We start from the raw sequence: 22530 nt of genomic DNA, 5'->3' as shown, positions 1-22530 counted from the left end.
GTGCTGATCCGCGAGTTCGTCGAGGGCGACTGGCCCCGGGTGTGGGAGATCATCGGCGAGGTCGTCCGGGCCGAGGAGACCTTCCCGTACGACCCGGCGACGACCACCGGGCAGGCGTACGACATGTGGGTGGAGCGCCCGCCCGGCCTGACCGTCGTGGCGGTCGAGGGCGACCGGGTCCTCGGCACGGCCAAGATGGGCACCAACCGGCCCGGGCCCGGATCGCACGTCTCCACCGCGAGCTTCATGGTCGCGGCCGACGCCCGGGGGCTCGGGGTGGGCACCGCCCTGTGCCGGCACGCGCTGGGCTGGGCCCGTGAGCGCGGGTACGCCGGGATGCAGTTCAACGCGGTGGTCGAGACCAACCGCACGGCGGTGGAGCTGTACCGGCGGCACGGCTTCGAGGTGGTCGGCACGGTGCCGGGCGCGTTCGCCCACCCGAGCCTGGGCCGGGTGGGCCTGCACGTGATGTACTGCGCGTTCTGAGCTAGCCGCGCCAGCCCTCCGGGTTGCTGAACGACTCCCGGGAGATGCCCGACCCGGTGCGCGGCCACCCGCCGAACAGCTTGTCGTGCAGGTGGGCGAACAGGTAGCAGATGCTCTCGCAGCTGCCGTCCGGGACGGCCAGGGCGGGGTTGGCGCGCACCGCCTCGTAGAACTCCTGCCCGAGGGCGACGATGTGGCCCCGGCAGTAGAGGAAGCCGTCGTCGGAGCCGTCCGTCACCGCGTGGATGTCGGCGCGGTCGACGTCGTACAGCTTGCGCTCCATCACCCGGTCGAGGGCGGTCAGCTCCTCGCTGGACAGCTCGGCGCCGAGGGAGCGGAGGTTGTCCAGGAACGGGGCGAACCAGGCGTCCACGGCGTACACGTCGACGTCGGCGGCGTCCGGGTCGCGCTGGACGAGGGCGCGGCGCTGCGCCTGGGCCTCGGGGCCCAACGGCTCCCACGCGGACTCCACCAGCGCCCAGAACCGGGTCTCGTCGCCGGCGCTCGGCAGCAGCTTCACAGGATTGTCTGAAGGCATGGTCACGGGCGGGATGCTAGCCAGCCCGACCGACACGTTCCGCCGCCGACCCCACGGCGGATGTGACGACCGTCCCGAACGGACGTGGTTGAGGCGCCCGGCCCCGGGTACGGATTCGGTGGACGTGAGCACGTTTCCGGCGCGCGAGAGCGCGGAAGACCGCAACCCGAAGGAGTGCCGATGACCACCACGGTCGAGAAGTCCATCGAGGTGAACGTCCCGATCCGCACCGCGTACAACCAGTGGACGCAGTTCGAGGAGTTCCCCCGGTTCATGGGCGGTGTCAGGGAGGTGCGCCAACTCGACGACCGGCGCATGCACTGGGTCGCCGAGATCGCCGGCGTCCAGCGCGAGTGGGACGCGAAGGTCCTGGAGCAGGTGCCGGACCGCAAGGTCGCCTGGGCCGCCACCGAGGGCACCACCAACGCCGGTGCCGTCCACTTCCAGCCGGTCGACACGAATCGCACGATGGTCCGACTGTTCCTGGAGTACGAGCCGGAGGGCTTCGTCGAGAAGACCGGCGAACGGCTGCACCTCGTCGAGCGGCAGGCCGAGTCCGACCTGGAGAGGTTCAAGACGTACATCGAGAGCCGCGGTGTCGAGACCGGCGGCTGGCGCGGCACGATCGACGAGGGCCGCCAGCTCGGCACGCCCGGCGTCGAGTATGCAGCCGGCACCCGGGGCGACAGCGGCAGGGTCGACGGGTCCGGCCGGGACACCGACGCCGGGACGACTGCGCCGACCACCCCGTACCCGACCGGCACCGACCCCGACGGCGCCCACCGGCCACTCTGACCGACTCCCGCATCTGACCCACTCCCGCATCTGACCCACTCCCGCATCTGACCGGCTCCCGCACGCGAAGGCCCGGGCCGCGCGGCCCGGGCCGGTCACGCCGAGAGAGCCGGTCACGCCGAGAGAGCCCGGGGCCTGGTCCGCCGAGAGGGCCTGGTCACGCCGACGGCGCGCGTTGGGCGCGGCGGTACACAGACCGCCGGCCCGCCGCCCTCCGGGAGAGCTGGCCGGGGCGGTCCGGGCGGCGCGTTACCGGCGGCTCTCCAGCAGCCGGGCCACCGTGGCCGGCGAGTAGACCCGGCCCCGGGCGATCGCTGCCACCACCAGCGGGGCGAGCACGGCGACCAGGCCGAGGATCGCGGTCTGCTGGTTCGCGGACAGCGGCAGGCCGAAGGCGACCAGGAGGCTGATCACGGCCGTCCCGGCGGCGGTGATCCCGCCGACGGTGAACAGCGGCTCGGTCGCGGTCGAGGTGGGGATGGGGGTGGGGGTGGACATGCGGGCCTCCTCTGTCGATCGGTCACTCGGTCACGCAGGCGGCGATGCGCCGCGTGCCGTCGGCGGTGACGGCGGTGACGACCTGCGCGGTCGTACCGTCGGGGTGCTGGGGCCCGGGCGGGCCGCTCTCGCCCCGCGGCCCCGCCCTCGCCCCACGGCCCCCGGCCCGCCGGGCGGGGCCCGCCGGGCGGGGACGAGGGTCGACAGGTCCACCCGTCGTCAGGTGGACAGCCGGGCGGTCAGCTCGTCGACGACCTGACGGGCCAGGTCCGGCGGCACCGCCGCCGCGATGGCCGCCGGGGTCAACCCGGCGGTCGTCAACGCCTCGGAGAGCCGTTGCGGGGACAGCCCGGCGAGCACCCCGGCGATGATGGCCGGCTCGTCCGTCCAGTCCTTCCCGCCCAGGGTGGTGACCCCGGCGGCCACACCGTCCAGGCGGGACATCACGTAGTCGAGCTTCGCGACGATGCTGTTGCTGGCCTTCTCTGGCCCGGTGCCGTCGGGGTCGACGGTCCGGCCCATGCTCGACCCGCCGGTGAAGAGCCCGGCGTACACCTGGTGGATCTCGTTCTCTGCCTGGGCGCTCATGTCGTCCTCCGGGATCGTGGTGAGCAGTCCGATGGTCGTCAGGTAGCGGCGGAACAGCGGGGTCTGGCCCCGGCCCGCCTTCGTGGAGTCGCGGAAGAAGCTGAAGTGGGTGTGCCACAGGTGGGAGTTGTCGCCGGTAGTGCGCCTGCCGAGCCGGTCCCACCGCCGAACGACCTTGCCGTCCGCGGAGTAGATGATCTCCCTGATGTCCCGCGTGTCGGCCGCGCCGGCCGCACACTGCTGCACACACCAGACCGAGAACGAGCGCAGGTCGTGGGTCTGGCCGCCCGACCGCACGGTGAAGGAGCCGACGTCCAGGCCGGAGGCGTCCAGGGTCAGCCCCGACTGGTCCCGGGGGGACTCCACGACCGAGTAGTCGTTGGTCACGACCCGGTCGGAGCCGCAGTGGTAACCCCCGCGGTGGGCCGGGTCGCCGACGATGCCGACGGCGGCCGGGTCCAGGTCCTTGAGGTACGACAACAACAGGGTCCGAACGTTCAAGAGATTCGTCGGGGCCCGCGTCATGGGGCCCTCCTTCCGTGGGGAAGGCCGAGCACAACGATCACTCCGAGTAAGAATTCGGAGGTGCGGGACGCGCCCGACCAAAGGAGCACATCGTTGGGCTGATGAGCCAAGAGTAACGAGGCATCCATACATCTACCAGCGGAAACGTCGCCTCTTCGGATAGTGGCAGTTGCCGGAGGGCACGCCTGGCCGGGCGTCCGCCCCTGCGAGCAGAAGCCCCGGAACTTTCACGCAGAGTTATCATCCGGCGAGTCGGTGAGTGGCCACCCGGGGCCCGCTTCGCGGCTGCCGCCGATTCTCGGGGTGGCGCGTCGTGGGGTGGGTAATTTCGATGTTGGGCCCGCTCGGGCAGGGCCCCAACCGTACGGGTGAGGCCTTCCCAACCTGGGCGGTGACCGAGGACGCCGGTGAGCTAATGGGTACGTGACAGTCCTGGCGATCATCATCGGCGGCGGCATCGGCGCCACCCTGCGGTACGTCCTGGGGCTCGCCCTCGCCCCACCCACGCCACCGGACTTCCCCTGGGTCACCTTTATGATCAACATGGTGGGCGCCTTCGCTCTCGGCGCCGTGATGACGCTGCTCGCGGCACACCGGCTACCGGGGCCGTGGGGCAAGCCGTTCCTCTCGACCGGCGTCATCGGCGGCTTCACGACCTGGTCGCACTTCATCGTCGAGTCCGACCAACTGATCGGGGCGCAGCGCAGTGGGGTGGGCATCGCCTACCTCGTCGTGAGCATTTTCGGTGGAGTGATCGCCGCGGCGCTCGGCGCTCGCCTCGCGGAACTGCGGGTGGGGCATCCGGCGGGCGGGCGTGCGTGATGTGGGTGGGCATCGGGGTGTTTCTGGCCGGCGGGCTCGGGGCGCTGGCCCGCGCCGGCGTTGACGCGCTGGTGAAGCCATGGTGGAAGAAGCGGGTCACCGGGTCCAGCAAGGCCTTCCCCGCGAGCACCTTTTTGATCAATGTCTCCGGCGCCTTTGTGCTCGGCATCGTCACCGGCTATGCCGCGAAGAACGCCGCTGGTGGGGCGCAGGACTTCGCCGCGATCGCCGGGGTCGGCTTCCTCGGCGCCTACACCACCTTCTCCACCGAGGAGTGGCACACGCTGGGACTGCTGCGCAAGAACGCCGCCGTCGAGGCCTTCAACGTGCTCGGCAGCCTCGGCGCGAGCCTTGTGCTGGCCGCGTTCGGCCTGTGGCTCGGCGGTCTGATCTAGCAACAAGGCGTCAGGCGGAGGAGCGGGCTCCGTATCAAAAACCAGAGATGGGAAAGGCCCCGTGACCGGCATTTCGCCTGGTCACGGGGCCTTTCGATCTACCGAGCCGCCTGACGGAATCGAACCGTCGACCTACGCATTACGAGTGCGTCGCTCTAGCCGACTGAGCTAAGGCGGCAACGATCGTAAAGTGTACGGCACACCCGGGCGGCGCACCCAGTCGGATCTCCCCGCCGCGTCGACGTGCGCGGACAGCCGGCCGGCCGGGGGATGCCCGCACCCGACAGCGCGGCGGCCTGGACGGGACTACGCTGCCCCGGGTGACCGACGATCGCACCCCCGTCGACGGCCCGGACGACGTCGACCGCCCGGACGACGACAGCGCCGACGCCGGGACGGCGCGTCGGCCGCGCAGCACCGATCCGCTGGAGCTGGGCTTCACCCCGCGCAAGCCGGTGCCCTGGCTCGCGCCGCTCCTGCTGATCAGCACCGGCCTGCGTACGCTGCTGGCGATGCTGTTCGGGGCGTACCTGGACAAGCGGGAGCTGCAGAACGCGTTCGGCGACGGGATCTTCCGTCAGGTCGGGCCGGACGGCGGGCTGTGGCTGGACTACGTGGCCGACCTGGGTGACGGCTTCAACGCCACATACTCGGTCGCATACCTGCTCGCCCAGCCCGAGCTGGAGGTCGACGGGCACCGACTGCCCCGGGCGCGGACCCTGGTGATGGGCGGCGACCAGGTCTACCCGTCGGCGTCCTACGCCGCCTACGAGGACCGGTGCAAGGGGCCTTACCAGGCCGCGCTGCCGGTCACGCCGCCCGAGCGCCCCACCCTGTTCGCGGTGCCCGGCAACCACGACTGGTACGACGGGCTGACCGCCTTCCTGCGGCTGTTCGTCCGGTCCCGGGACCGGCACTTCGGCGGCTGGGGAACCGGGCAGTCCCGCTCGTACTTCGCCGTGGAACTGCCCGCCGACTGGTGGCTGCTCGGCCTCGACGACCAGTCCGGCTCGTATCTGGACGACCCGCAGCTCACCTACTTCGACGCGGTCGCCCGCAAGCTGGGGCCGCAGAGCCAGGTGATCATCGCCGTGCCGGCGCCGACCTGGGTCAAGGCCGTCGACCACCCCACGGCGTACGACTCGATCGACTACTTCGTCCGTACCATCGTCGCGCCGACCGGGGCGCGGGTGCGGCTGCTCATCTCCGGCGACCTGCACCACTACGCCCGGTACGCCGGCCCGGACCGGCAGCTGATCACCTGCGGCAGCGGCGGGGCCTACCTGTACCCCACCCACCACCTGCCCGAACGGATCGAGGTGCCGCCGCGCGACACCCTGGCCCGGCGGGCCAGCCGCACCCGCGCGTACGACCTGGTGGCCCGCTACCCCGACCGGGCCCGCTCCCGGCGGTACGGCTGGGAGGTCTTCGGCCGGCTGCCGCTGCGCAACCCGGGCTTCTGCACGCTGCTCGGCACCCTGCACACGCTGCTCATGCTGGCCATGGCCGGGGTGGCGGCGAACCGGGCCGGAGGCACCGAGCAGCGGCTGTTCAGCGTCCCGCTGGTGGCGATGCTGGTGGTGACGATGCTCGGGGCGGCGGTCTTCGCGAAGCCGCCCAGCGCCGGCGGGAAACGGCACGTACGACACTGGCTGCTCGGGGTGGGGCACGGGCTGGCCCACGTGGCGCTGGCCGCCGCCGGCACCTGGGCGTGGCTGTCGCTGCCCTTCTACCACTGGTCGTGGCCCCTGTCGGCCGCCGCCGCAGCGGTGGTCTACGGGCCGGTGATCGGATTCCTGGCCGCCGAGCTGGTGGCGGCGTACCTGCTGGTCGCCGGCGCGTTCGGGGTGAACCTGAACGAGCTCTTCGCCGGCCAGGGCATCGAGGACTCCAAGGCGTTCCTGCGGATGCGCATCGACCCGGACGGCACGCTGACCATCTACCCGATCGCGGTGGACCGCGTCGCCCGCGACTGGCGCATCAACCCGGACGCCTCCCCCTCAGCCTCCTGGCTAGCCCCCAAGACCCCCCTAACCCCCCACCTGGCCGAACCCCCCATCACCCTCCACCCCTAACCCACCCACAACACCAACCCCAACCCCCACCCACCCCACCCTGGCCCCACCCACCCTGGCCGCGGTGATCAAGAGGTTTGCGTCAGGAATCGGCCGCCGGACGACGCAAACCTCTTGATCACCGCGGGGAGGGGCGGGGCGGGGGTGGGGGTGGGGTGGGGGTGGGGTGGGGGTGGGGGTGGGTTAGAGGTGGGTGGGGTTAGGGGGTGTAGTGCTGGTCGTGGGCCTGGCGGGGGGCGCAGACCGAGGCTCGGCTGCACGAGCAGCGGGAGCCGTCGGCGTCCAGGCGGACGGTGACCGAGTCGCGGGGGACGCTGTGGCCCACCACCCGGCCGTCGCCCTCGGGGGCACTCACCCGGCTGCCGACGGGCGGGGCGGACTCCTGGAACCGCTGGTAGAGCGGGTGCTCGTACTTCAGGCAGCACATCAGCCGGCCGCAGGCGCCGGAGATCCGCAGCGGGTTCAGCGGCAGGTCCTGGTCCTTGGCCATCCGGATGGTGACCGGCTCGAAGTCGGTGAGGAAGGTGGCGCAGCACAGGTCCCGGCCGCAGGAGCCGATGCCGCCCTGCACCCGGGCGGAGTCCCGGGCGGAGAGCTGGCGCAGCTCGACCCGGCAGTGCAGGGTCGCCCCGAGGTCACGGACCAGGGAGCGGAAGTCGACCCGGTGCGGGGCGGTGAAGTAGATCGTGGTGCGGTCGCCGTCGCCGTCGGTGCCGAGGACGTGGTCGACGGCGACCACCTTCATCGGCAGGCTGTGATCGCGGATCAGCCGCTTCGCGGCCACCTTCGCCTCGGCCTTGCGCCGCCGCAGCAACTCGTCGCGGCGCAGGTCGTCGTCCCCGGCGAGCCCGGCCAGCTTGGGGAAGCCGTCGGTGTCCTCGCCGACCCACTGCGCGGCCCAGACACACTCCGCGACCTCGGGACCGTCGTCGGTGGACACCAGCACCCGGTCGCCCACCTGCGGGCGGAACTCGCCCGGGTCGAGATAGTAGAGCCGCCCGTACCGGTTGAAGCTGACCGCGCAGAGCATGCCCATGCCCTCACCCTACGACGGAGTGACCGCGCCACCCACCCCACCGGTCGCCATCTGGTCACCCGGCGCAGCTATCCATGATCGTCGAATCGTTCGACCCGGCCGACCCCTCGTCCCGATACGCCTGCCCGGACGGCTGATTCCACGCCCAGCCGGGCGACAAACGCCGGCCGGGGGCGTTGAGTGGAGGCAGACCTGCGGGGGGGTGCAGGGGATGCCACGGCGTCGCCGCCGGAAGACCGGGTCACACCGGTGCCACCGGCGCGACGCCGTGGCCGCACCAGCCCCGCCGGAAGATCGGGTCACACCGGTATCGGTATCGCCAACGCGACGCCACAGCCGCGTCAGCCCCGCCGGCGAGCGCGGGCGGGGTCAGCGGCCGACCCGGGTGACGGTGTCGTAGCGGGTCGGCCCGCCGGCCGGCCCACGCCAGGTCGTCTCCGCCAGGCTCGGCGACCACTGGCGCAGCAGCGTCTCCGCGCCGTCGTAGGCAACCCCCAGCACCGAGAGCACCCGGTACGCGACGTCGGCCGCCGCGAGCGGCCCCACGGCGCCGGCCTCGGCCCCCGGCGCGGTGGCGGCGCGGACCCGGACCGCCTCGGCGGAGCCGAGCACGTCGGCCAGGGACCGGGCCAGCGCGAGACGGCTGCCCTCCACCCAGTCGGCGAGGGCGTCCGCGTACCCGGCCGTCGCCTCCAGCCGACCCACCAGGCTCTCCGGGCCCTCGTCGAGGTGACGCAGCAGGGTGGTCCGCGCCTGGTCGTACGCGGACGCGGCCGGCCCGGACCAGGCGGCGGGGTCGATGAGGGTGTGACAGACCTCGTCGTACCCCCGGACGAGCGTGCGCACCGCGTGGCCGGCGTCAGTCAGCGGCGCTGGATGCAGTTCGAGGAAGCCCCGCACCGCGTCGCCGGGGAGCACCTGCATCCGCCGCAGCAGCGGCCAGAGCCGGTGCCCATCGGGAGCCCCGCCCGCGAGCAGCGTGTCGACCCGGCCGAGCAGGTCGAGGCCGGGCTCGGCGAGGCGGTCCAGGGCGTCCATCAGACCTCCCGGCGCAGCCGGCGTCGGGCCGTGTCGTCGACACCCGAGTACCGGTCGGCGGCGCCCCGGACGGCGGACGCGGCGGCGGACAGCCGGCTCGCGGCGACGGTCGCCTCCCGGGCCCGGTCTCCGGTCGCCTCGGTCCACCGCTGGTGCAGCGCCCGGCCGATCTCGCCGGGCCGGCCCGGGACGTGCGTGCCGAACGCCGGGTGCGACGGGTCGGCGGCGGTCACCGCGCGGGCCAGGACGTCGAGGGTGGCGCTCGCCTCGTCCAGCCGGGCGGCGAGGGCGCGCAGCTCGTCCATCTCAGGCCCCCGCCAGCGGTCGGTACGCGGCGAACGTCTCGTTGTGCAGCTTCTCCCGGGCCCATTGGGCGGCGTCGGCGGCGGCGATCACCGCAGCCCGCACCGAGCCGGCGACGTCCCGGGGATGGCGGCTGTGCAGCGGGCCGAGGAACCGCACGTCGGTGATCCGGCCGCCGGCGGTGACCACCACCTCGACCAGCCCGTCCGGGGAACGCACGGTGACCTCCACGGTCGCTACCGCCTGGTCGAACTCGGCCTGCAACGACTCGATGCGGCGGTAGCGTCGCACCGCCTCCTCGATCCAGGCCTCGTCGATCTCCCCCCGAGGCATCGCGGACTCCTCCCGGCACTGCTCTCACTGAGTGTGCCGCCACCGTCACCGCGGCATACGGGACCGTACCGCACACCAATCGCGCCTGTCGATGACCTGTGGACCGGGCAGGGGTGGGGAGGGGTCAGCCCTTCCAGAGGGTCAGCATCATCGCCTCCACCGCGATCCGCGGCTTGACGTTCGCCTCGATGGCGGCGCGGCACTCCAGCACGGCCTCCAGCCGGCGCAGCGACCCCTCGGCACCCCACCGCTGCGCGCCGGCCTCGGTCAGGACGGCGGTGTCGGTGTGCACCGGGGCCACCGGCGCGCGCAGTGCCGCAGTGAGCGCGTCGCGGTAGAAGCCGGCCAGGTCGACCAGGGCCCGGTCCAGGGCGTCCCGCTGGGCCCGGGTGGCTCGCGACTTCTGCCGCTTCTCCAGTTCCTTGAGCTGACCGGCGGCCCCGCGCATCGCGCCGGCCGCGCCCCGGCCGGTGCCGCCCGCGCCGAGCGCCGTCTGCAACGCGGCCCGCTCGGCGGCGTCGCTCTCCGTCACGGCCGCGCCAGCCTCCGCCTCGGCCGCCTCGATCAGCGCGGACGCCGCGTCGAAGGCGGCGCCCACCCCGGTCAGCCGGCGCGGCACCGCGAGCACCGCGTCGCGCCGGCTGCGGGCCTCCGGGTCGCCGGCGAGCCGCCGGGCCCGGCCCACGTGCCCCTGCGCGGCCGCCGCCGCCCACCGCGCCACGTCCGGGGCGACGCCGTCCCGGCGGACCAGCACCTCGGCCACCGCCTCGGGCGCCGGCTGGCGCAACGGCAGGACCCGGCAGCGCGACCGGATGGTCACCGAGACGTCGTCCGGGTGGGTGGACGGGGCGCAGAGCAGGAAGACCGTGCGTGGCGGCGGCTCCTCGACGGCCTTGAGCAGCGCGTTGCCGGCCGCCTCGGTGAGCCGGTCGGCATCGGAGACGATCACCACCTGCCACCGGCCGCCGGACGGGGTGCTCGCCGCCCGGAGCACCAGGGCGCGCATCTCGCCGACGCCGATGGAGAGCCCCTCGGGCACCACCAGACGGACGTCGGCGTGGGTGCCGGCGAGCGTGGTGTGGCAGCCCTGGCACTCGCCGCAGCCGGTGCCGCGCAGGCACTGGAGGGCGGCGGCGAAGGCGCGGGCGGCCACCGAGCGCCCCGAGCCCGGCGGCCCGGTGAGGATCCACGCGTGGGTCATCCCCGACCCCTGGTCGGCTCCGCCAGCCCCCTCGGTGGCCTCGGCCTCCGCCTCGGCGGCCAGGGCGTCATCGTCGTCGGCGGCGACCGGGCCGGCGGTGGCCGCCGCGCGGACGGCGGCGGCCCCGCGCAGCACGGCCGCGGCGGACGCGGCCGCCCGGCGTAGCGTGTCGACGACGTCGTCCTGCCCGACCAGGTCGGCGAAGACGTCGGGCATCAGGTCCGGTGCTCCATCGTCACCAGCTCCGTGTCGGATAACTCCGGCTGCACCGAGGTGTCCGGCCCCTGGGCGGGGCGGGGGTGCACGATGCCGGCCGGGTCGACGAGGAACTCCCCCACCCGCCGGACCACCCGCTCGGCGGTCTCCCCGACGGGGCGGGACGCGTCGAGCACCAGGTACCGCTTCGGGTCGCTCGCCGCGAGGTCGAGGAAGGCGTACCGGACCCGCTCGTGGAAGGCGACAGACTCGGCCTCCAACCGGTCGACCCCCGCGCTGCGCGACGCGACCCGGGACAGGCCGGTCTGCGGTTCGACGTCGAGCAGCACCACCAGGTCGGGCTTGAGCCCGCCGGTGGCCCAGGAGGAGAGCCAGGAGACCTCGTCGACGGGCAGCGTCCGCCCGGCCCCCTGGTACGCCAGCGACGAGTCGACGTACCGGTCGCTGATCACCACCGCGCCCCGGACGAGCGCCGGCCGGACCACGGTGGCCACGTGGTGCGCGCGGTCCGCAGCGTAGAGCAGCGCCTCGGCGCGCGGCGACGGCGCCTCGACGGCGGTGTCGAGCACCAGCGAACGGATCTGCTCGCCGATTCCGGTGGCCCCCGGCTCCCGGGTCACCACCACCTCCCGGCCGTGCCCGCGCAGCCGCTCGGCGAGCATGGCGAGCTGGGTCGACTTGCCGGCGCCCTCGCCGCCCTCGAAGACCACGAAGAGCCCGCTGGAGACGAACTTCTCGGCCGGCATCAGCGGGCGGCCCCGGATCGACCCCCACAGGTCGGCGAGGACCGGCACGCCCTTCTTGTCGTCCATCTGGCCGAAGGCGCTGATCCCGGCGAAGATGCCGGCGGCGCCGGCAGCGAGCAGCAGCAACCGGGTGGACGAGATGGAGATGCCCAGGTCGGCGATGGTCAGCTGGCGGGAGCCGCCGACGCCGACCAGCAGGCTGCTCAGCGCGATGGCCAGGATCAGCACCAGCCGGGTACCGATCTGCACCACCGCGAAGACCCGGCCGCGCACCTCGTCGGCGACCTCACCACCGAGCAGCGTGGTGCCGGCGAGGAAGGCCATCCCGGCGCCCGCGCCGACCAGGATCGCGCCGAGCACCGCCATGGACAGGTGGATGGCGAACGCGAGCACCAGCACGGACGCGCTGGCCAGCACGATGCTCATCCCGAACCAGCGCCGCCGGGACATGTCCCGGACGATCATCGGGCCGAGCCCGATGCCCACGGCGAGGCCGACGAACATCGCGCCGAAGAGCAGGTAGAAGGCGGCGTCACCGGCGCCGAGCGAGGCGGCGAAGAACTTCGCCGTGCCGATCACGATCCCACCGCCGGCGAACGCGCCGAAGATGCCGAGCACCAGGCCGCGCACCAGCGGGGTCTGCCCGATGTACTTCCAGCCCTCGGTGAACTGGTGCCGCATGCCCTGCTCGGTGCGCTCCGCCTCGCTGGCCTGTGTCTGGCTGATCTCCTTGATCCCGAACGCGACCACCAGCGCGGTGGCCAGCCGGGAGAACGCGTTGAACCAGAGCGCGATCTGGGCCGGCTCGGACCAGGACGGGATCTCACCGCCGGTCGCGCCCCGGATGCTGCGGTCGAGCACGGCCAGGCCGAGCGCGGCGGCGATCGGGGTGATGCCGTACGTGGTGATCAGGGTGAGCTGGTTGGCCGCCTCCAGCCGGGCGCGCGGGATGAGGTTGGGAACCGCGGCCTCCTTGGCCGGGATCCAGAGCAGGGTGATCGTCTCGATCAGGAAGGTGGCGACCGCCGCCCAGCCGACCACCAGGCCGCCGCTGACCCCGGTGAGCGCGAACAGCGGGATGGAGGCGAAGAGCAGGAAGCGCAGCACGTCGCAGATGACCATCGTCCAGCGCCGGTCGAACCGGTCGGCGAGGACGCCGGCCACCGGGCCGAGGATCAACGCGGGCAGCAGCCGGATCGCGATCAGGGTGCCGAACGCGGCGCCCTGCGCGGTGCTGCCCGAGACCTGGGCGGCGGCGAAGACGGAGGTGGCGAGCAGTCCGAGCCAGTCACCGAAGGAGGCGGCGCCGAGCACGATCCAGAGCCGGCGGAACGGCCGGATGCGCAGCACGGAGCGGATCGCGGCGGCCCCGGACCGGTCGGCGGCCTGGGTCGTGGCCGCGCCGCCGGACCGGCCACCGGTCTTGTCGGTGGCGGCGTCCGCCGGGGCGGTGCCCGGGGCGGCGGGCTGGGTGCCGGACCGGCCCCCAGCCGGCTCGCCGGACGAGCCGGTGGCGGCGGAGGGGCCGGTGGTGGCGGCGTCGGGCCGGTCGCCGGAGGGCGACACGCCGGGCGACTCGCCGTTGTTCTGGCTTTCGATGGCCGTACCTCCACGTGCCGGCCCAACGCTGGGCAGTCCCGGTGCAACACTCTAGTCCCGGCCGGGGGCACCCCGTCCGGGACATTGCCTGCTCGCCGAGCCTAGGCCGCCGGCACCACCGCCGCAGCCAGGCATACGCGAGGGTATTTCGCATTGACCGTTTGACAGTTAGCGTGCACACGTGGCCACCGAAAGCGACAAACTTCGCGAGCGTCTGAACCGGGCGACCGCCCACCTCGACCCGCCGTACGCGGTGGTCGACCTGACGGCGTTCGATGCCAATGCCGCGGCGCTGCTCCCACGCGCCGGCGGCAAGCCGATCCGGGTCGCCAGCAAGTCCGTGCGTGTCCGTGAGCTGCTCGGCCGTGTGCTGGGCCGACCCGGCTGGGCGGGAGTGATGGCGTTCACCCTGCCCGAGGCGAGCTGGCTGGTCCGCACCGGCGTGACCGACGACGCGCTGGTGGCGTACCCCACGGCCGACCGGGGGGCGCTCGCCGAACTGGCCGGTGACGAGGAGCTGGCCCGGTCCGTCACCCTGATGGTCGACAGCACCGACCAGCTCGATCTCATCGACACGGTCCGCCCGCCGGGGCGTCGCCCCCCGCTGCGGGTCTGCATCGACCTGGACGCCTCCTGGCGACCCCTGCGCGGGCGGGTGCACGTCGGGGTGCGCCGCTCCCCGGTGCACAGCGCCCGGGCGGCCGGCGCGCTCGCCGCCGCCGTCGCCGCCCGGCCCGGCTTCCGGCTGGTCGGCCTGATGTCGTACGAGGCCCAGATCGCCGGGCTGGGCGACGCCCCGCCCGGGCGGGCGGCGCTGGCCGCCGCGATCCGGGTGGCCCAGCGCGGGTCGTACCGGGAACTGCTGGCCCGCCGGGGCGCGGCGGTGACCGCGGTACGCGAACACGCCGAGCTGGAATTCGTCAACGGCGGCGGCACCGGCAGCGTGGCGGCGACCAGCGCCGACCCCGCGGTCACCGAGGTCACCGCGGGATCCGGCCTGTTCGGGCCGACGCTGTTCGACGCGTACCGTGCCTGGCGACCCACCCCGGCGGCGTTCTTCGCCTGCGCGGTGGTCCGCCGCCCGGCGCCCGGGCTGGCCACGGTGCTCGGCGGCGGCTGGATCGCCTCCGGCCCGGCCGAAGACACCCGCCTGCCCGCCCCCTGGCTGCCGACCGGGTTGAAGCTGCTCGGCGCGGAGGGGGCCGGCGAGGTGCAGACCCCGCTGGCCGGCCGGGCGGCGGACGACCTGCGGCTCGGTGACCTGGTCTGGTTCCGGCACGCCAAGGCCGGTGAGGTCTGCGAGCACGTCAACGAGCTGCACCTGGTCGAGGGGGACCGGGTGGTGGGCAGCGTCCCCACCTACCGGGGGGAAGGCCACGCCTTCCTGTAGCCGCCCGAGCGACTTCAGGAGGCCGGGCCGCCACGTCCCCCGTCATGTGCTTCGTCGGCGGCGGCCCGGCGGCCGGGATCAGGAGGAGGTGCTGGGAGCGGGAGCGGCGGCGTCGGCCAGGACGGTGACGTGCCGGTGCAGGTACTCGCGGATGAGTGCCTTGGCCTCGGCGAGCACCCGCTCGTCGCCCTCGGGGTTGCGCCGGAACGCCAGCTTGATCAGGGCGTCCGAGGCCTCGACGGCGATCTCCAGGCAGAACCGCAGGCGCGGCTCGTCGGTCATCCCGAACCGTTCGGTGAGCACCCGGGCCAGCTGGTCGGCGATCACGCCGTTGTTGTCCCGCTGCTCGTCGAGCAGGTGCAGGTCGACCACGTCGCCGAAGTGCAGGGTGCGGAACCCCGGGACGGTGCGGTGCATCGTGATGTATTCGTCGATCCCCGCGTCGACGCCGTCCCACCAGTGGCTCAGGTCGTCCGAGGCGAACCGCTCGTCGAGACGCTGGAGGTACGATTCCATCGTGCGCAGCGTCAGCGCCTGCACGATGGCCCGTTTGTCCGGAAAGAACTGGTAGACCGAACCGATCGCAACCTCGGCGCGCTCGGCGAGCAGGGTCGTGGTCAGGCCCTCGTACCCCACCTCGTCGACGAGTTCGGCACAGGCGTCCAACATTCGCTGGACCCGCGCCACGCTTCGACCCTGGACCGGTACCCGGCGCAGCGGCCCGGTCGTGGCGGCTGGTGTGGACACTCGGCCACCCCCCTTCGACGGATGAACATATCTGCACGTCACGAGTGCGTGACTACCGGTACAACGAGCGGACCTCGATTGCGGTATTTACCAGGCACAACGTTCCTGATATGAAGGCAGTTCATATTCACGTCGAGGAGCGCGCATGGCCAGCACCGCACCGCTCACCACCGCCGCCTGGACCAACTGGGCCGGCAACCAGCGCAGCACCGCCACCGCCATCCTCCGCCCTCGCACGGTCGCCGACGTCGCCGACGCCGTCCGGGCCGCCGGGGCGGCCGGCGAACGGATCCGGGCGGTCGGCAGCGGCCACTCCTTCACCCCCGTCGCCCGCACCGACGGCCGCCGGATGGAGCTGACCGAACTCGACACCGAGATACGGATCGACCGGGGCCGACGCCTGGTCACCGTACCGGCCGGGATGCCCCTGCACCGACTCAACACCCTGCTCACCGCCAACGGGCTGGCCATGCCCAACCTCGGCGACATCGACGCGCAGACCATCGCCGGGGCGATCTCCACCGGCACCCACGGCACCGGGGCCGCGTACGGCTGCCTGTCGACCTTCGTCGAGGCGCTCACCCTGGTCACCGGCACCGGCGAGGTGCTGCACTGCTCCGCCGAGCAGCACCCGGACGTGTTCGCCGCCGCCCGGGTCTCCCTCGGCGCCCTCGGGGTGCTGACCGAGGTGACCCTGCGCTGCGTGGACACCTTCACCCTGCGCGCCCACGAGCGGCCCGCCCCGCTCGCCGAGGTGCTGTCCGACCTGCCGGCCCTGATCTCGGCCCATGACCACGTCGAGTTCTACTGGTTCCCGTACACCGACCGGGTGCAGGTCAAGGTCAACGACCGGACGCCGGCCGACGACCGGCCGCTGCCCCGCTGGCGCGGCTGGCTGGACGACGACTTCCTGGCCAACACGGTCTTCGCCGGCGCGTGCCGGCTCGGCCGGGCCGTGCCCACCCTGGTGCCGACGATCAGCGCGGTCTCCGCCCGGGCGCTCACCGAGCGCACCTACACCGGCCGCTCCGACGAGGTCTTCTGCACCCCGCGCCGGGTCCGGTTCGTGGAGATGGAGTACGGCCTGCCGCGTGCCGCCCTGCCCGAGGCGCTGGACGCGCTGCGCCGGATCGTCGACGGGCTCCCGTTCAAGGTGCTCTTCCCGGTCGAGGTCCGGTTCACCGCCCCGGACGACATCTGGCTGTCGCACGGGTACGGGCGCGAGTCGGCGTACATCGCCATCCACCAGTACGTCGGGATGCCGTACGAGCCGTACTTCCGGGCCTTCGAGCAGGTCGCCGCCGGCCTGGGCGGCCGTCCGCACTGGGGCAAGCTGCACTGGCGCGACGCGGCGTCGCTGGCCCCGGCGTACCCGAGGTTCGCCGACTTCCAGGCCACCCGCACCCGCCTGGACCCGGCAGGCATCTTCAGAACCCCCCACCTGGACACCCTCTTCGGCGCCTGACCGCCCAGATCTTGGAAGGAAGTGGCCCCCGGAAGGGCCGTTTCCTTCCAAGATTTCCATGGACCTCCCGTCAGCCGGGCCAGCCGGCAGCGCGCAGGGCCGCCCGTAGCTGGGCGATGACCTCTTCGGGGTGGGCGCGGACGGCCCAGGACGGGAAGCGGAGCACCCTGTCCCCGTCGACCCAGAGCGCGTTCTGCCGGCGCATGTCGGCCCACGCCTGGCGGGGGTCGAGGTGCTGCCCACCATCGATCTCGACGTGCACCTGCCACTGTTCGAAGTAGGCGTCGAGGTAGCGGCGTCGGCCGGTCGAGTCGTACCGGACCAGCTGCCGGGTCGGCTCGGGCAGCCCCGCACGACGGACCAGGCCGAGGAAGCCGAGCTCGGCCAGGGAGTGCGCGCCGCCGGTCGCATCGGTGGCGGTGGCCAGAATCAGCCGTCGGCGGCGCACCCTCGGCAGCCGGTCGAGGACGCGGTGCACCTCGTCGCCACCGACCAGACGCTGCTGGAAGCCGGCGGCGATCACCGCCCTGGCCTCCTCGTCGCTGCCGGCCCACCCCGCCGCGTCGACGATCGACCGGGCGGGCATCGTCCGGCGGGGTTGCCCGACGGCGAGCACGTCCTCGTCCGGCAGACAGGCCGTCCGGTGCGCCGACACGCCCTGCGGCAGCGGATCCCGCCGGCTGGTGGCCGGCAGCATCAGGTGGATGGGTCGACCGGGGAACCCGCGCAGACCACCCGCCTGGGCTGCGGTCAGCCCACCGAGCACGGCCGTCGGCCCGGCGGCGAGCACCGCGATCCAGCGGAGCTGCTCGGCGCTCACCGGGCCGTTGTGGGCGACGAACACAGCCCGGTGCACCTGGCGCCAGCGATGGGTGTCGACCCGGTGCCGAATCGCCTTGCGGGACAGGTGCCGCAGCGCCTGACGGAGGCTGATCACCTCCTCCTGGCGGAAGAGCAGCCAGGTCAACTCGTCGGCGTCGTCACCTGGCAGTGCCCGCCGCCACCCCGCCAAAACCCGCGACTCACGGTTCCCCACCCAACAAACCCTGCCGAACCCGCTGCCCTCCCGCTGCCCCTGTGGACAACGTTGAGATCTTGGAAGGAAGTGGCCCCCGGAAGGGCCGTTTCCTTCCAAGATCTGGGCAGGAAAGCGTCAGTCGGTGGGGGTGGTGGCCTTCTTCGGGGGGGTCTTCTTTGCCGGGGTGGCCTTCTTGGCCGTCGACTTCGCGGCCGTGGACTTCGTCGCCGTGGTCTTCTTGGCGGCCGTGGTCTTCTTTGCCGGGGCCTTCTTCGCGGGGGCCTTCTTTGCCGGGGTCTTCTTCGGCGCTGGGCCCTTCGCGCGCTTCTCGGCGAGCATCTCGGAGGCTTCCTCGATGCTCAGCGCCTCCGGGGTCTGCCCGCGCCGCAGGGACGCGTTGAACTCGCCGTCCGTCACGTACGGGCCGAACCGGCCGTCCTTGATGACCATCGGCTTCTCGGTCAGCGGGTCGACGCCCATCTCCCGCAGCGGGGGCGCGGCGGCCCGGCGCTGGCGGGCCTTCGGGGCGGCCAGCAGGGCCAGCGCCTCGTCCAGCGTGACCGTGAACATCTTGTCTTCCGAGTCCAGCGAGCGGAACTCGTCGCCCTGCTTGACGTACGGCCCGTAGCGGCCGTTGTTGGCGAACACCTCGACGCCGTCCGGGGCCAACCCGATCAGCCGGGGCAGGCTGAGCAGCTTCAACGCCTCGGCGAGGGTCAGCGAGTCCGGCGCCTGCGAGCGCAGCAGCGACGACTTGCGCTCGCCGCTGGCCACGTACGGGCCGTACCGGCCGGACCTGAGCAGGATCGGTTCCCCGGTGGTCGGGTCGTCGCCGAGCTTGCGCTCGCCGCCCCCGCCGAGGAACAGCTCGTGCACCTTCTCCGGGGTCAGCTCATCCGGGGCCAGCCCCTCGGGGATCGGTGCCCGGTCGCCCTGGCCGCCGCCCTCCTCGCCCTCCGCCTGCGCCGCCGGCTCGCCGCCGGGCAGCTCCCGCTGGAGGTACGGCCCGTAGCGCCCGACCCGGACGACGACCTCGCGGCCCTCCTCGTCCGCGAACAGGGGGATCGAGTTGACGCTGCGCGCGTCGATATCGCTGAGGTTCTCGGTGACCAGCTTCTTCAGGCCACCGGAGCGGGCGATGGTCTGGTCGCCGGCGCCGTTGGCGCTGCCGAAGTAGAACGCGGTGAGGAAGTCGACCGCGGCGTGGTCGCCGCCGGCGATCTCGTCCAGCTCGTTCTCCATGCTGGCGGTGAAGTCGTAGTCGACCAGCCGGGGGTAGTGCCGCTCCAGCAGGCCGATCACCGCGAACGCCACGAAGGTCGGGATGAGCGCCTGGCCGCGCTTGGTCACGTACCCGCGGTCCTGGATCGTCTGCATGATCGACGCGTACGTCGACGGGCGGCCGATGCCCAGCTCTTCCAGGGCCTTGACCAGCGACGCCTCGGTGTAGCGCGACGGCGGCTGGGTGTGGTGCCCCTGCGCGGCCAGCTGGTCGGCGGTCAGCGGCTGGTCCTTGACCAGGTTCGGCAGCCGGCGTTCGGCGTCCTCGGCCTCGGCGGTCTCGTCGTCGGACGACTCCACGTACGCCCGCAGGAAGCCCGGGTCGGTGATGGTCTTGCCGGTCGCGCCGAAGTCGGCCTCCTCCTGCGCGGAGGACACCGCCCGGATGCGCACAGAGACGCTGGAGCCGACCGCGTCGGTCATCTGCGAGGCGATGGTGCGCCGCCAGATCAGCTCGTAGAGCTTGAACTCCTCGCCCGACAGCTCCTTGGCCACCTCGCCCGGGGTGCGGAAGTTGTCCCCCGCCGGGCGGATCGCCTCGTGCGCCTCCTGGGCGTTCTTCACCTTGCCGGTGTAGCGGCGCGGCTCCGGCGGCACGCTGCGCTCGCCGTACAGCTCGACGATCTGCCGGCGGGCCGCCGTGATGGCGGTCTCCGACAGGTTCACCGAGTCGGTACGCATGTAGGTGATGTAGCCGTTCTCGTAGAGCCGCTGCGCGGTACGCATCGTCTGCTGGGACGAGAGCCGCAGCTTGCGGGCCGCCTCCTGCTGGAGGGTCGAGGTGATGAACGGCGCGTACGGGCGGCGGCGGTAGGGCTTCTCCTCGACCCGGGTGACCTTGAACGGCTGCCCCTGAAGGCGGGCGGCGAGCCCGCGCGCGCCACCGGCGTCGAGGTGCACCACGCCCGAGCCGGGCTTCACCCGGCCGGTGGTCGGCTCGAAGTCCTTGCCGGTCGCGATCCGGTCGCCGTTCAGCGCCACCAGGGTGGCGTTGAAGGTGCGCGGCCCCTCGCCCGGCTTCGCCACGGCCAGGGTGGCCAGGATGTCCCAGTACTCGGCGGTGCGGAACGCCATCCGCTGCCGCTCCCGCTCGACCACGATCCGGGTCGCCACGGACTGCACCCGGCCCGCCGAGAGCTTCGGCATGACCTTCTTCCACAGCACCGGGGAGACCTCGTAGCCGTACAGCCGGTCGAGGATGCGCCGGGCCTCCTGGGCGTCGACCAGGTCCCGGTCGATCTCGCGCGGGTTGGCCACCGCGGCCTGGATCGCCGGCTTGGTGATCTCGTGGAACACCATCCGCTTGACCGGCACCTTGGGCTTGAGGGTCTCCACCAGGTGCCAGGCGATCGCCTCGCCCTCACGGTCCTCGTCCGTCGCCAGGAAGATCTCGTCGACTTCCTTGGCCAGCTTCACCAGCTTGCTGATCTGCTGCTTGCGGTCTGGCGAGACGACGTAGAGGGCCTGGAAGCCGTTGTCGACGTCGACGCCGAGGCGGGCCCACGGCTCACCCTTGTACTTGGCCGGCACGTCGGCGGCGTTGCGGGGCAGGTCGCGGACATGACCGAAGCTGGCCTCCACGACGTATCCCGGGCCGAGGTAGCCCGAGATCGTCTTGGCCTTCGCCGGTGACTCGACGATGACCAGACGGGTGGTCCTGGCGTTGCTCGGCACGTCTCCTGCGACCTCACTCCTGCTCGTGGCCGGCCGGGTCCGAGGCGCGGACCACCCTCGGTCCGCCGGAACCGCCGGCGGTCCGGATGTCCAACGTAACGCGCCGCCCGCGTCTCGGGTTTCGCGGGCGGCCAACCCGCCCACCCGCATCCCGGGCGCCGTTGACGGTCTTGCCGGACGGCGCCACCGTACACCGTGTGTAGGGTGCCGAGCGGGCCACTGTGACGATGCCGCCCCCTCGGCCGATGACTCACCAGCCCGTTCGCGCGGCAAACCGACGGCCAAACTGTCCCCCATCGGACATCCGGCCACACCTCACGCATCCGCCCCGACGCCGATCATGGGCTTGTGGTGGGCGGTTGAGGCTGATCCGCCGCTTTTGCGGGGCACCACGGCACCGGGTTGGGGGGTCAGGGGTGGTGGGGCCAGGCGAGGGGTGGGGCGGTGGGCGGGGGGTCGCCGATGAGGTCGGCCAGGCGGGCCAGGCGGCGACGGCCGGTGATCCGGTACGCCGGCCCGCCCGCCTCCGCGTCCAGCAGCGCCGCCGGCAGGCCGACGGCGGCCAGGGCGGCGCCGACCGGTTCCCGGCACGCCTCGTCGTCCGCGCCGAGGCGGAGCAGGAATCCGGGCGGGTCGGACTTCCCGGCGGCGGCCACCCAGAGCCGCAGCCGCCGGCCGTTGAGGTGGAACCCGGCGGGTGGTCGCTTAACCGGGACGGGGGCGGCCAGGCCGGGGGCGGGGGCAGCCAGGCCGAGGACGGCCGGGGCGGCGGGGGCGAGGGCCGGCGGGTCGGCCGGGGGCGGCGGGTCGGCCGGGGGCGGCGGGTCGCGGAACCAGGCGAGGGTCAGCGGGGCCAGCGTGCTGGCGTACGAGGTGCGGACCAGGTGCCGCTGGTCAGCGGTCGCCTCCCAGGTCGCGGCGAGCCCGCGCCGGGCCAGCTCGGCGACGAGCACGTGCACCCGCCAGGCGGCGTCCACCACGATCGACAGCCGCGCGGTGCCGCCCATCCGGACCATCTCCCCCGGGCCGGCGAGCAGGCCGGCCAGATCGGCGACGGACGGGTCCGCCGCCTCGGCGCCGAACAGCGAGAGCTGCCGGACCGGGTCGGGTGGTCGGTCGGGGGGCGTCAGCGGCACTCCGGGACCTCGTCGAAGGCGTTCTTGAGTTCTTCGGAGCTGAGCCGGCTGGTGTCCAGGGCGCTGGCGTCGTACTCCTTGTTGAGCGTGTCCACGGCGGCGCGCACGCCGTCGTAGAAGGCGGTGGGCTCGCCGGCGCCCAGGCCGCCGATGGTGTTCCGGGCCCGGCCGTACGCGTCGCGCACCTTGCCCAGCGACGCCTGGAAGCCCTGCGAGATCTCCTCGCCGTGGTCGGTCTCCGGGACGCCGGCCTCGTCGACCTTGCGGCGGGCCGTCTCGCTGGCCTGCTCCGCGCCACCGAAGAGCCGCACCAGGTTCTCCTTCGCCTGTGCCGGGGTGGTCTTCGCGGTCATCTGCTGCTGGGTGCTGCTGGTCAGCTTGTTGATCTCGGCGCGCCACGGGGTGAGCGCCTCGCACACCGACGCCGCCCAGGCCCGAGGGCTGGGGCCGCCGCCGCAGGCGGCCAGCGTCAGGACGAGCGTGGCGAGGACCACCGTGAGCTTTCCGGCGGTCGCCGCCCGGCACGTGCGCATGCGAAGCAGCGTACGGCCTCCACGCCGATGTGCCACCGCTCGGTTTGCCGGACCCCGGCCGCCTACCGGCCCCGGCGGGAGCCGACCGGCCA

General features: G+C 73.2%; 20 protein-coding genes, 1 tRNA gene and 1 pseudogene. 7 read left to right on the top strand and 15 right to left on the bottom strand.

The window, feature by feature from the left end:
- On the top strand, positions 1–486 hold the full coding sequence (locus OG617_RS16275; protein ID WP_405102673.1) for a GNAT family N-acetyltransferase: 486 nt from the start codon (positions 1–3) through the stop codon (positions 484–486).
- A 1-nt stretch (position 487) separates the two neighbouring features.
- Here OG617_RS16275 and OG617_RS16270 read toward each other — a convergent pair whose 3' ends face one another.
- Positions 488–1024 (bottom strand): DUF4240 domain-containing protein, encoded by a 537-nt coding sequence (locus OG617_RS16270; RefSeq protein ID WP_405103749.1) that lies wholly within the window; start codon positions 1022–1024, stop codon positions 488–490.
- A 180-nt stretch (positions 1025–1204) separates the two neighbouring features.
- Here OG617_RS16270 and OG617_RS16265 point away from each other — a divergent pair.
- Positions 1205–1654 (top strand): annotated as a pseudogene (locus OG617_RS16265) (SRPBCC family protein); the annotation flags it as partial.
- Between the two features lie 414 nt (positions 1655–2068).
- Here the strand turns inward: OG617_RS16265 and OG617_RS16260 are convergent.
- Both OG617_RS16260 and OG617_RS16255 read right to left on the bottom strand, forming a co-directional pair.
- Positions 2069–2317: a hypothetical protein gene (locus tag OG617_RS16260; protein WP_396680535.1), complete on the bottom strand. Its 249-nt coding sequence runs from the start codon at positions 2315–2317 to the stop codon at positions 2069–2071.
- Between the two features lie 219 nt (positions 2318–2536).
- A complete protein-coding gene (locus OG617_RS16255; RefSeq protein WP_405102671.1) occupies positions 2537–3430 on the bottom strand; it encodes a hypothetical protein in 894 nt (297 codons plus the stop codon).
- Positions 3431–3853: 423 nt separating this feature from the next.
- On the opposite strand from OG617_RS16255, the gene crcB reads away from it, so the two are divergent.
- The gene (gene crcB / locus OG617_RS16250) at positions 3854–4252 is read left to right on the top strand and encodes a fluoride efflux transporter CrcB (protein ID WP_405102669.1); all 399 of its coding nucleotides are present in this window, start codon (positions 3854–3856) and stop codon (positions 4250–4252) included.
- Positions 4253–4257: 5 nt separating this feature from the next.
- On the top strand, positions 4258–4647 hold the full coding sequence (locus tag OG617_RS16245) for a fluoride efflux transporter FluC (protein WP_396680541.1): 390 nt from the start codon (positions 4258–4260) through the stop codon (positions 4645–4647).
- Between the two features lie 104 nt (positions 4648–4751).
- Here OG617_RS16245 and OG617_RS16240 read toward each other — a convergent pair.
- Positions 4752–4825 (bottom strand) — tRNA-Thr (locus tag OG617_RS16240).
- 142 nt (positions 4826–4967) lie between these two features.
- Between OG617_RS16240 and OG617_RS16235 the strand changes: the two genes are divergently transcribed.
- Entirely contained in the window at positions 4968–6722 is a 1755-nt protein-coding gene (locus tag OG617_RS16235) for a metallophosphoesterase family protein (protein WP_405102666.1), read from the top strand.
- A gap of 199 nt (positions 6723–6921) precedes the next feature.
- Here OG617_RS16235 and OG617_RS16230 read toward each other — a convergent pair whose 3' ends face one another.
- From OG617_RS16230 to tmk, 6 genes are all read right to left on the bottom strand, one after another.
- Positions 6922–7758 carry a stage 0 sporulation family protein gene (locus tag OG617_RS16230; protein WP_405102664.1) on the bottom strand — a complete coding sequence of 279 codons (837 nt, stop codon included), beginning with the start codon at positions 7756–7758 and terminating at the stop codon, positions 6922–6924.
- Between the two features lie 369 nt (positions 7759–8127).
- Positions 8128–8796 (bottom strand): hypothetical protein, encoded by a 669-nt coding sequence (locus tag OG617_RS16225; protein ID WP_405102662.1) that lies wholly within the window; start codon positions 8794–8796, stop codon positions 8128–8130.
- Positions 8796–9101, bottom strand: coding sequence for a type VII secretion target (locus OG617_RS16220; RefSeq protein WP_405102660.1), 306 nt, complete (start codon positions 9099–9101; stop codon positions 8796–8798). Before OG617_RS16220 ends, OG617_RS16225 begins: the two co-directional genes overlap by 1 nt.
- A 1-nt stretch (position 9102) precedes the next feature.
- Positions 9103–9432, bottom strand: coding sequence for a YbaB/EbfC family nucleoid-associated protein (locus tag OG617_RS16215; protein WP_396680560.1), 330 nt, complete (start codon positions 9430–9432; stop codon positions 9103–9105).
- A gap of 124 nt (positions 9433–9556) precedes the next feature.
- A complete protein-coding gene (locus OG617_RS16210; RefSeq protein ID WP_405102658.1) occupies positions 9557–10849 on the bottom strand; it encodes a DNA polymerase III subunit delta' in 1293 nt (430 codons plus the stop codon).
- Positions 10849–13230, bottom strand: a complete 2382-nt coding sequence (tmk, locus tag OG617_RS16205) for a dTMP kinase (RefSeq protein WP_405103747.1) — start codon at positions 13228–13230, stop codon at positions 10849–10851. The genes OG617_RS16210 and tmk overlap by 1 nt, the downstream gene beginning before the upstream one ends.
- A gap of 145 nt (positions 13231–13375) precedes the next feature.
- On the opposite strand from tmk, the gene OG617_RS16200 reads away from it, so the two are divergent.
- Entirely contained in the window at positions 13376–14584 is a 1209-nt protein-coding gene (locus OG617_RS16200) for an amino acid deaminase/aldolase (RefSeq protein WP_405102656.1), read from the top strand.
- A 78-nt stretch (positions 14585–14662) separates the two neighbouring features.
- On the opposite strand, the gene OG617_RS16195 is transcribed toward OG617_RS16200, so the two are convergent.
- Positions 14663–15253: a TetR family transcriptional regulator gene (locus tag OG617_RS16195; RefSeq protein WP_396680566.1), complete on the bottom strand. Its 591-nt coding sequence runs from the start codon at positions 15251–15253 to the stop codon at positions 14663–14665.
- 223 nt (positions 15254–15476) lie between these two features.
- Between OG617_RS16195 and OG617_RS16190 the strand changes: the two genes are divergently transcribed.
- On the top strand, positions 15477–16796 hold the full coding sequence (locus OG617_RS16190; RefSeq protein WP_405102654.1) for a D-arabinono-1,4-lactone oxidase: 1320 nt from the start codon (positions 15477–15479) through the stop codon (positions 16794–16796).
- A 70-nt stretch (positions 16797–16866) separates the two neighbouring features.
- On the opposite strand, the gene OG617_RS16185 is transcribed toward OG617_RS16190, so the two are convergent.
- The 4 genes from OG617_RS16185 to OG617_RS16170 all read right to left on the bottom strand — a co-directional run bounded on the left by OG617_RS16185 (position 16867) and on the right by OG617_RS16170 (position 22438).
- A complete protein-coding gene (locus OG617_RS16185) occupies positions 16867–17832 on the bottom strand; it encodes a DUF559 domain-containing protein (protein ID WP_405102652.1) in 966 nt (321 codons plus the stop codon).
- A 117-nt stretch (positions 17833–17949) separates the two neighbouring features.
- Positions 17950–20769 (bottom strand): type I DNA topoisomerase, encoded by a 2820-nt coding sequence (topA, locus tag OG617_RS16180; RefSeq protein WP_405102650.1) that lies wholly within the window; start codon positions 20767–20769, stop codon positions 17950–17952.
- A 410-nt stretch (positions 20770–21179) separates the two neighbouring features.
- Positions 21180–21905: a hypothetical protein gene (locus OG617_RS16175; RefSeq protein WP_405102648.1), complete on the bottom strand. Its 726-nt coding sequence runs from the start codon at positions 21903–21905 to the stop codon at positions 21180–21182.
- Entirely contained in the window at positions 21896–22438 is a 543-nt protein-coding gene (locus OG617_RS16170; RefSeq protein ID WP_405102646.1) for a hypothetical protein, read from the bottom strand. Before OG617_RS16170 ends, OG617_RS16175 begins: the two co-directional genes overlap by 10 nt.
- Positions 22439–22530 lie beyond the last annotated feature (92 nt).

Source organism: Micromonospora sp. NBC_01412 (assembly GCF_045040215.1).
Taxonomy (GTDB): domain Bacteria; phylum Actinomycetota; class Actinomycetes; order Mycobacteriales; family Micromonosporaceae; genus Micromonospora; species Micromonospora rubida.
The sequence above is the reverse complement of the archived record's forward strand: the minus strand, read 5'-3'. Positions and strand labels throughout refer to the sequence as shown.

Excerpts from the sequence above, each read along its gene's own strand:
- OG617_RS16195 (WP_396680566.1), bottom strand. The coding sequence starts at position 15,253 with ATGTTGGACGCCTGTGCCGAACTCGTCGACGAGGTGGGGTACGAGGGC.
- OG617_RS16225 (WP_405102662.1), bottom strand. The coding sequence starts at position 8,796 with ATGGACGCCCTGGACCGCCTCGCCGAGCCCGGCCTCGACCTGCTCGGC.
- OG617_RS16255 (WP_405102671.1), bottom strand. The coding sequence starts at position 3,430 with ATGACGCGGGCCCCGACGAATCTCTTGAACGTTCGGACCCTGTTGTTG.
- OG617_RS16220 (WP_405102660.1), bottom strand. The coding sequence starts at position 9,101 with ATGGACGAGCTGCGCGCCCTCGCCGCCCGGCTGGACGAGGCGAGCGCC.
- OG617_RS16215 (WP_396680560.1), bottom strand. The coding sequence starts at position 9,432 with ATGCCTCGGGGGGAGATCGACGAGGCCTGGATCGAGGAGGCGGTGCGA.
- OG617_RS16190 (WP_405102654.1), top strand. The coding sequence starts at position 15,477 with ATGGCCAGCACCGCACCGCTCACCACCGCCGCCTGGACCAACTGGGCC.
- OG617_RS16170 (WP_405102646.1), bottom strand. The coding sequence starts at position 22,438 with ATGCGCACGTGCCGGGCGGCGACCGCCGGAAAGCTCACGGTGGTCCTC.
- OG617_RS16270 (WP_405103749.1), bottom strand. The coding sequence starts at position 1,024 with ATGCCTTCAGACAATCCTGTGAAGCTGCTGCCGAGCGCCGGCGACGAG.
- OG617_RS16260 (WP_396680535.1), bottom strand. The coding sequence starts at position 2,317 with ATGTCCACCCCCACCCCCATCCCCACCTCGACCGCGACCGAGCCGCTG.
- OG617_RS16210 (WP_405102658.1), bottom strand. The coding sequence starts at position 10,849 with ATGCCCGACGTCTTCGCCGACCTGGTCGGGCAGGACGACGTCGTCGAC.
- OG617_RS16230 (WP_405102664.1), bottom strand. The coding sequence starts at position 7,758 with ATGGGCATGCTCTGCGCGGTCAGCTTCAACCGGTACGGGCGGCTCTAC.